The organism is Streptomyces soli, from assembly GCF_003999195.1.
GTDB lineage: Bacteria > Actinomycetota > Actinomycetes > Streptomycetales > Streptomycetaceae > Actinacidiphila > Actinacidiphila soli.
Genome location: NZ_RJVR01000179.1, coordinates 68,494 through 76,729, shown reverse-complemented (window position 1 = coordinate 76,729; position 8,236 = coordinate 68,494). Strand labels below are relative to the sequence as shown.

Below are 8,236 nucleotides of genomic sequence, written 5' to 3'. Positions count from 1 at the left end.
GGCGGCCGGCCGGGGCCCCGGCGGGCCCTCCGCGCGCCGGAAGACGGCCACCAGCGCGGCGGTGACCCCGGCCGGCCGCCGCCATCCAATCGCGGGCGTCAGTCGCCCTCGACTTCATCCGCCGCCTCGACCTGGGCGAACCGAGCAGCGTCGCCAATCTCTTCATGCCCGACGGCGTCTGGGAGTGGCCGCACGGCGACCGCCGCATCGAGGGCCGCGGCGCCCTCCGCACCTACTTCGGCTCCCGGCCGGCCGACCGGCTGTCGCGCCGGATGTGCACGAACGTCCTGGTCGACGTGGACTCCGCCACGACCGCCACCGCGACCTCCTACTTCGCCACGTACCGCGTCGACGGCTACACCGGAGGCATGCTGCCGCCCCAACTCCCCACCAATGTCGGCCACTACGAGGACACGTTCCGTAAGGTCGAAGGGGAGTGGCTGCTCGCCCGCCGGGTCACGTTTCTCCCCATCGGCGCGGAGACGCAGCGCCTCCAGGGGTGAGTCGGGCTACAGCACCGTCGCGCCCCGCGCCGGGGCCGAGGTCACGCGGGCGGCGCGGCAGGTGCCGGAGGCGGTGAGGGCGGCGGCGAGGGAGGTTGCGGATTCGGCGTCCTTGGCGAGGAAGGCGCAGGTGGGGCCGGAGCCGGAGACGAGGGAGGCGAGGGCGCCGGCCTGGGTGCCGGTGTGGAGGGTGGCGGCGAGGGAGGGGCGGAGGGAGAGGGCGGCGGGCTGGAGGTCGTTGGTGAGGGCGGAGGCGAGGGCGATGGGGTCGCCGGTGCGGAGGGCTTCGAGCAGGGCGGGGGCGGCGGCGGCCTCGGGGACTGGGGGTCCCCCCGGCGAGGACAGGGGGCGGGTGTCGGCGCGGAGCCGGTCGCACTCGGCGTAGACGGCGGGCGTGGAGAGGCCGCCGTCGGCGAGGGCGAAGACCCAGTGGAAGGTGCCGCCCACCTCCAGCGGCGTCAGGATCTCGCCCCGGCCCCGGCCGAGGGCCGCACCGCCGACGAGGCTGAACGGAACGTCGCTGCCCAGCTCGGCGCAGATGGCCAGCAGCTCTTCCCGGGTGGAGCCGATGCCCCAGAGGGTGTCGCAGGCCAGGAGGGCGCCCGCGGCGTCCGCGCTGCCGCCGGCCATGCCGCCGGCGACGGGGATGTCCTTGGCGATGTGGATGTGCACGTCCGGCGCGATGCCGTGGCGGCCGGCCAGCGCGATGGCCGCACGGGCGGCGAGGTTGCTCGCGTCGAGCGGTACGTGCTCCGCGTCTGGGCCCTCGACCGTGAGGCGGAGGCTGTCGGCCGTGGGGTCCCCCATGCCGGAGGCCAGGGGCGTGACCGTGACCTCGTCGTACAGGCCCACGGCGAGGAAGACGTTGGCCAGGTCGTGGAAGCCGTCCCGACGGAGCGGGCCCACGGCGAGCTGGACGTTGACCTTCGCGGGGACGCGGACGGTGACGACGGGGGCGGTCACGGTGCTGGGACTCCTCGGACGGACGGACGGAAGGGCTTGGGCCCATTCTCCCAGCCCCGCGGACCCGACCACGCCTGCGGCGTCCGCTACGCGCTCAGCAGCATGACCTTGCGGCACGTCACCGCGGTCGCCGCGACGGCCACATGCATCAGCAGGAGCGCGATCACGGAACTGCTCCCGGAGCCCCCGGAGCCCCTAGCGCACCAACCCGTGCTCCGCGATCGCCGCGAACTCCTCCACCGTCAGCGCCTCGCCCCGCGCCTGCGGCGACACCCCCGCCCCCACCAGCGCCGCTTCGGCCGCCGCCGGGGACCCGGCCCATCCCGCCAGGGCAGCCCGAAGCGTCTTGCGCCGCTGCGCGAAAGCCGCGTCGACGACCGCGAAGACGTCCTCTCGCCGCGCGGAGGTCTTGAGCGGCTCGGTCCGCCGCACCAGCGAGACCAGTCCGGAGTCGACGTTGGGCGCGGGCCAGAAGACATTGCGCCCGATCGAGCCGGCGCGCTTGACCTCGGCGTACCAGGCCGCCTTCACCGACGGCACGCCGTAGACCTTGGACCCGGGACCGGCGGCGAGCCGGTCGGCGACCTCGGCCTGAACCATCACCAGGGTGCGCTCGATCGACGGAAAGGTCTCCAGCATGTGCAGCAGCACCGGCACCGCGACGTTGTACGGGAGGTTGGCGACCAGCGCCGTGGGCGGCGGCCCCGGCAGCTCGCGGACGCGCATGGCGTCGGAGTGGACGAGCTCGAAGCGCGAGGCACGGTCGGACATGCGGGCCGCGATGGTGGCCGGCAGGGCGGCGGCGAGGACGTCGTCGATCTCGACGGCGGTGACCCGGTCGGCGGCCTCCAGCAGCGCCAGGGTCAGCGAGCCGAGCCCCGGGCCGACCTCGACCACGACGTCCTCGGGCCGGACGTCGGCCGTGCGGACGATGCGCCGGACCGTGTTGGCGTCGATGACGAAGTTCTGGCCGCGCTGCTTGGTGGGACGTACCCCCAGGGCGGCGGCCAGTTCGCGGATGTCGGCGGGGCCGAGAAGGGCGCCCTGATGATCATGATCAGTGCTGCTCACCGGTAAAGCCTACGGCCGCAGACAGGCCACGGAGTCGCCCCCCTGCTGACGTAGAGCTTCTTGGCCCGGTAGGTCTGCTCGGCCGCGGGCGCGTCCTGGGGGCGGCCGCTGCCGCCGATGCGGTGCCAGGTGCCGACGTCGAACTGGTAGAGCCCGCCGTACGTCCCCGAGGCGTCCACCGCGTTCGGCCGGCCGCCGGCCTCGCACTGCGCGAGGCCCTGCCAGTTGAGCCCGTCGGCGCCCTCGACCGACGACGGCGGGGTCTGGGTGCCGGTCCGTTCGACCTGGGTGACGGGCTCGCTGACGATCTCCTCGGCGATGCGCCTGGGCTTCTGCTTCACGCCGTTGATGGTCCGGTAGGCGTACGTGACCCGGCGGAGCCCCGGCTCCCCGGGGGTGTTGACGGCGGTGGTGCCCTGGAACAGCGAGGGGTCCTTGTGCCGCTCGGTCCCGTACGGAATGGGCTCCTCGCGCACCTCCTCCTTGCCGCTGATCCGCATCACGGAGACCGTCTGGCCCTCGCGGGGGAAGGTGTCGGGGTCGACGGAGGTGGTGTCCTGGCCGTGCAGGGCGATCCCGGCCTCGCGCACCGCTTCGCCGACGGTGGCGGCGTTCGTACGGATGGCGCGCTCGCGGCCGTCGACCAGGAAGGTGAGGGTGCGCTCGGTGCGTACGTCCAGGTCGAGGCCGTGGCGGCCGATGGGCTCGCTGCGGGAGGCGGAGAGGTACGCGCCGTCGGCCCGCACCCCGAGCTGGCGCAGGGCCTCGTCGACGGTGCGGGCGGTGGTCCAGAGGCGGCGCTGTCGGCCGTCGAGGGTGAGGGAGACCGGGCGGCCGTAGCGGACGGCCACCGTGTCGCCGTCCACGAGGCCGGCGTCCCGGCCGGGGGCGACGATGTCGTGGTCGCCGACCTCGACGCCCTGGCGGGCGAGCATTTCTTCCACGTCGTCGGCGAAGGTTTGCAGCGTACGCGGCTCGCCGTCCACGCTGAGCTGCACCGACTTCTCGTTGGCCAGGAAGGCGGTCGTCCCGCCGGCCAGGAAGGCGACCACCAGCGCCCGCGGCAGCAACTGCCGCAGCGCGTCCGGCTTCTGCCGCCGCCCCACCGCCGCCCGCTCCTTGCGCGCCGCGGCCCTGCCGCCACCGCCCTCGGCGGGGGTGGGCACGAAGGGGCCGTCGGACCACTCGGCCTGGCGCGGCAGCCTGTCGCCGCCCCCGTCCGGGGCGAAGCTCGCGGACCAGTCCGTCACAGGTCGCGGCTGCGTCCGATGACTGCCCTGCGTATTGCTCACGACGGCTCCCGGCTCCAGTACGTACGGCACGATCGGAACGGGGACCCTAGCGGAGGAATCGTCACTCTCCAAAGCCGTACGGTTACGCCGTGTCGCGAACCGAACGGCCTCAATAGGCGAATACGCGAGCCGTATTCGCGCCCAGGGCCGCCGCCAACTCGTCCTCCGTCACCCGCCTGGCCGCGGCTATCGCGCGGACCGTGACCGGAATGAGGTAGGGCGCGTTGGGCCGGCCGCGGTACGGCACCGGGGTCAGGAAGGGAGCGTCGGTCTCCACGAGCAGCAGCTCGGGCGGGGCGACGGCGACCGCGTCCCGCAGGTCCTGGGCGGACTTGTACGTGACATTGCCGGCGAAGGACATGTAGTAGCCCTTGTCCGCGCACAGCTTGGCCATCGCGGCGTCGCCGGAGTAGCAGTGGAAGACCACCCGGTCCGGTGCGCCCTCCTCGTCCAGGATGCGCAGGACGTCGGCGTGCGCCTCGCGGTCGTGGATGACCAGCGCCTTGCCGTGCCGCTTGGCGATGTCGATGTGCCGGCGGAAGGAGAGCTGCTGGTCGGCGACGCCCTCGGGGCCGGTGCGGAAGTAGTCCAGGCCCGTCTCCCCGACCGCCCGCACCTGCGGCAGCGCGGCCAGCGCGTCGATCTCGGCGAGCGCGGCGTCCAGCGCCTGCTGCCCGCCCGCCTGCCGTGCCCCCTGCCGGGACCAGCTGTCGGGGTCGCCGTGGACGATGCGGGGCGCCTCGTTGGGGTGCAGGGCGACGGCCGCCCATACGTTCGCGTACTGCTGCGCCGCGTCGGCGGCCCAGCGCGAGCCGTTGACGTCACAGCCGACCTGGATCACGGTCGTGACGCCCACCGAGGCGGCCTTGGCCAGCGCCGCCTCGACGGTGCCCCCCTGCATATCGAGATGGGTGTGCGAGTCCGCGACCGGCACCGCGAGCGGCTCCGGCAGCGGCGGGGCGATGGACCTGTCGTCCTTCTTCTGCGACTGCGACATGCCCCGATCTTAGAAACCCGCTCTCACGCGGACTCGCTCTCCTCCCTGCTTTTACGGTGGAGAAGGTGCAGCGGCGACCAGTGCCGGGTGCGGCGCCCGCGCTCCCGTACGGCCTGCTCAGGGATCCGGGTCGGCCGGAGGGCGATCACATCGGACACCTGCCCGGCGCGCATGATGCGGACCTTGTGCCCCTCGCAGTTCGCGCAGGCCGGCCTGGTCAGCGGGGACGGGACGCGCTTGCCGTCCGCGATGTAGGTGACGTACGGGTGGTTCTGGAGGTCCACGTGGTGCTGGATCTCGTACGCCTGCTCCCAGCCGAAACCGCAGCTGATGCAGACGAAGGCGTACGCCTCCCGAACCGTGCCCGTGTCGGTTTCCTCGGTGCCGATGGTCTCGCTCATGGCAGCTCCTGTTGCCCTCCGGACGAGGCGTCCGGTGCGGGACTTCCCACTATCAGCAAACGCCTGGAGCTGCACTCGCGCAGGAGGGCTTCCGCTGTTTTGAGGCAGTTTTGGGCTTTAGGTGGGAAGTAGGCCTTCGGGCCACGACAGCCCTTTGCCGAGCGCTGCGTTTATACCCAGTGTGCTCCCGATCGTGCGCCGGGTCACGCGCCCGGTGCGGCGCTCAGGCAGGCCCGGGGTCACGCGCCCGGTCGGCCGCCCAGGCAGCCCCGGGGTCACGCACCCGGGGCAACCTCCCGCTTGGCCGCCACCACCGCGTCGAAGACCTCGCGCTTGGGCAGCCCGGCGTCCGCCGCCACCGCCGCGATCGCCTCCTTTCGGCTCTCCCCCGCCGCCTCCCGGTCCCGTACCCGCCGCACCAGCTCCGCCGGGTTCAGGTCGGCGGGCCCCGGCTCGGGGGCGCCCTCCACGACGACCGTGATCTCGCCGCGTACGCCTTCGGCCGCCCAGGCCGCCAGCTCCTTCAGCGGGCCGCGCCTGACCTCCTCGTACGTCTTCGTCAGCTCCCGGCACACGGCGGCACGCCGGTCGGCCCCGAAGACCTCCGCCATCGCGGCCAGCGTGTCGTCCAGGCGGTGCGGGGCCTCGAAGTACACCAGCGTCCGCCGCTCCCCGGCGACCTCGGCGAGGCGCGCCCGGCGCTCCCCGGCCTTCCGGGGCAGGAAGCCCTCGAAGCAGAACCGGTCCACCGGCAGCCCCGACAGCGCCAGCGCCGTCAGCACGGCCGACGGGCCCGGCACCGCCGTCACCTTGATGTCCCGCTCCACGGCCGCGGCCACCAGCCGGTACCCGGGGTCGGAGACCGACGGCATCCCGGCGTCGGTCACCAGCAGCACCCGGGATCCGGCCGCCAGCGCCTCCACCAGCTCCGGGGTGCGTGCCGACTCGTTGCCCTCGAAGTACGACACGACCCGGCCGGTGGTGTGCACCCCCAGCGCCTGCGTCAAGCGCCGCAGCCGTCGCGTGTCCTCCGCCGCGATCACATCCGCCCCGGCCAGCTCCGCCGAAAGCCGTGGCGGCGCGTCCGACACGTCCCCGATGGGCGTCCCCGCCAGTACGAGTACACCTGCGGTTCGGGGGGCGGTTTCGGGTGCGGCTGAGCTATTCACTGGGCCAGTCTCGCACCGTGCTCAGCGCGCACACATCAGCCTTCCCTACGATGGCCCGGTGACGAGTGACACCGCTGACGCCGCGACGCAGCCGCAGCACGCCCAGGACGCGGCCGAAACCGCCCCGCCGGCGGACGCGCAGAGCCCCTGGCAGCGCCGCCTGCGCCGCTTCGGCCATATGGCGCGCCCCCGCCCCGACGTGCGCGACCGCCTGGTCCAGCCGTACCCGGAGCCGGGCACCCGCCTGTGGGCCGCGCTCGGCCTCAGCCCGGTGCGGGCCGACCGGCTGGCCCGCTGGTCGGGCTGGGGCGGCCCGCTGCTGGTCGCGCTCTTCGCGGGCCTCATCCGCTTCTGGAACCTGGGCAGCCCGCACGCGGTGATATTCGACGAGACGTACTACGCCAAGGACGCCTGGTCACTCTTCCAGTACGGCTACGAGGGCTCCTGGACGGATAAGGCCAACGACTCCATCCTCGCCGCCCACCAGACCATCCCGCTCTCCCCGACGGCCTCGTACGTCGTCCACCCGCCCGTCGGCAAGTGGGTCATCGGCGTCGGCGAGTGGCTGTTCGGCCTGAACCCCTTCGGCTGGCGGTTCATGGTCGCCGTCCTCGGCACGCTCTCCATCCTCATGCTCTGCCGCATCGGCCGCCGCCTCTTCCGCTCCACGGCGCTCGGCTGCCTGGCCGGCGGCCTGATGGCGGTCGACGGCCTGCACTACGTCATGAGCCGCACGGCTCTGCTCGACCTCGTCGTCATGTTCTTCGTGCTCGCCGCCTTCGGCTGCCTGCTCATCGACCGCGACCAGGCCCGAGCCCGGCTGGCGGCGGCACTGCCGGACGACCGGCCGAACACCCTCGTCGCCAGGACCGCCCTGGGCCTACGCCCCTGGCGCATCGCCGCCGGCGTCTCCCTCGGCCTCGCCTGCGCCACCAAGTGGAACGGCCTCTACATCCTCCTGGCCTTCTTCGTCATGACCGTCCTCTGGGACATCTCCGCCCGCCGCCTCGCCGGCGCCCGCCAGCCCTTGATCACCGCGTTGGACAAGGACGCCGGCTGGGCCTTCCTGGCTCTGCTGCCGGTCGCCGTCGTCACGTACCTCCTCAGCTGGACCGGCTGGTTCTTCACCAAGGGCGGCTACGACCGCACCTGGGCCCACGGCCGCGCCGGCCTCTCCCCCGACCACTTCACCCTGCCGTTCATCGGCGCCCGGATCCCCCTCCCCCAGATCTCAATGACCTGGGTCCCCGAGGTCTTCCGCAGCCTCTGGCACTACGAGTCCCAGGTCTACGACTTCCACGTCAACCTGGTCTCGCCCCACACATACCAGTCCAACCCCTGGTCCTGGCTCGTCCTCGGCCGCCCCGTCTCGTACTTCTACGAGTCCCCCAAATACGGCTCCGACGGCTGCACCGCCACCGCCGGCTGCGCCCGCGAAGTCCTCGGCATCGGCACCCCCCTCCTCTGGTGGTCCGCCTGCTTCGCCCTCCTCTACGTCCTCTACCGCTGGGCCTTCCGCCGCGACTGGCGCGCCGGCGCCATCCTCTGCGGCATCGCCGCCGGCTACCTCCCCTGGTTCATGTACCAGCAGCGCACGATCTTCCTCTTCTACGCCGTCGTCTTCCTCCCCTTCCTCTGCCTCGCCCTCGCCATGATGCTCGGCGCCATCCTCGGCCCCCCCGGCTCCACCGAACGCCGCCGCATGTGGGGCGCCGTAGGCGCAGGCACGCTGGTCCTGCTGATCGTCTGGAACTTCATCTACTTCTTCCCGCTGTACACGGGCATGACGATCCCGATGGACTCGTGGCGGGCCAGGATGTGGCTGGACACCTGGATCTGA

8 protein-coding genes are annotated in these 8,236 nt (G+C 72.9%); 2 read left to right on the top strand and 6 right to left on the bottom strand.

Annotated elements, in window-relative coordinates; genetic code table 11:
- Window positions 1-83: 83 nt before the first annotated feature.
- Entirely contained in the window at window positions 84-503 is a 420-nt protein-coding gene (locus EFK10_RS15975; RefSeq protein WP_127356361.1) for a nuclear transport factor 2 family protein, read from the top strand.
- Window positions 504-509: 6 nt separating this feature from the next.
- Here EFK10_RS15975 and EFK10_RS15970 read toward each other — a convergent pair whose 3' ends face one another.
- From EFK10_RS15970 to rsmI, 6 genes are all read right to left on the bottom strand, one after another.
- The gene (locus tag EFK10_RS15970) at window positions 510-1,466 is read right to left on the bottom strand and encodes a 4-(cytidine 5'-diphospho)-2-C-methyl-D-erythritol kinase (RefSeq protein ID WP_127356360.1); all 957 of its coding nucleotides are present in this window, start codon (window positions 1,464-1,466) and stop codon (window positions 510-512) included.
- A 195-nt stretch (window positions 1,467-1,661) separates the two neighbouring features.
- Window positions 1,662-2,537 (bottom strand): 16S rRNA (adenine(1518)-N(6)/adenine(1519)-N(6))-dimethyltransferase RsmA, encoded by an 876-nt coding sequence (rsmA, locus tag EFK10_RS15965; protein ID WP_127356359.1) that lies wholly within the window; start codon window positions 2,535-2,537, stop codon window positions 1,662-1,664.
- The gene (locus tag EFK10_RS15960; protein WP_456318729.1) at window positions 2,534-3,739 is read right to left on the bottom strand and encodes a ubiquitin-like domain-containing protein; all 1,206 of its coding nucleotides are present in this window, start codon (window positions 3,737-3,739) and stop codon (window positions 2,534-2,536) included. The genes rsmA and EFK10_RS15960 overlap by 4 nt, the downstream gene beginning before the upstream one ends.
- 199 nt (window positions 3,740-3,938) lie before the next feature.
- Window positions 3,939-4,826, bottom strand: coding sequence for a TatD family hydrolase (locus EFK10_RS15955; RefSeq protein WP_127356357.1), 888 nt, complete (start codon window positions 4,824-4,826; stop codon window positions 3,939-3,941).
- 23 nt (window positions 4,827-4,849) lie between these two features.
- Window positions 4,850-5,227 carry a hypothetical protein gene (locus tag EFK10_RS15950; protein ID WP_127356356.1) on the bottom strand — a complete coding sequence of 126 codons (378 nt, stop codon included), beginning with the start codon at window positions 5,225-5,227 and terminating at the stop codon, window positions 4,850-4,852.
- Between the two features lie 275 nt (window positions 5,228-5,502).
- Window positions 5,503-6,396, bottom strand: coding sequence for a 16S rRNA (cytidine(1402)-2'-O)-methyltransferase (rsmI, locus tag EFK10_RS15945; RefSeq protein WP_127356355.1), 894 nt, complete (start codon window positions 6,394-6,396; stop codon window positions 5,503-5,505).
- 58 nt (window positions 6,397-6,454) lie between these two features.
- Here rsmI and EFK10_RS15940 point away from each other — a divergent pair, with 58 nt between their 5' ends.
- Entirely contained in the window at window positions 6,455-8,236 is a 1,782-nt protein-coding gene (locus EFK10_RS15940) for a dolichyl-phosphate-mannose--protein mannosyltransferase (RefSeq protein ID WP_240677246.1), read from the top strand.

Bases quoted from the DNA above. Each gene is read 5' to 3' on its own strand.
- EFK10_RS15955 (WP_127356357.1), bottom strand. From the start codon at position 4,826: ATGTCGCAGTCGCAGAAGAAGGACGACAGGTCCATCGCCCCGCCGCTG.
- EFK10_RS15950 (WP_127356356.1), bottom strand. From the start codon at position 5,227: ATGAGCGAGACCATCGGCACCGAGGAAACCGACACGGGCACGGTTCGG.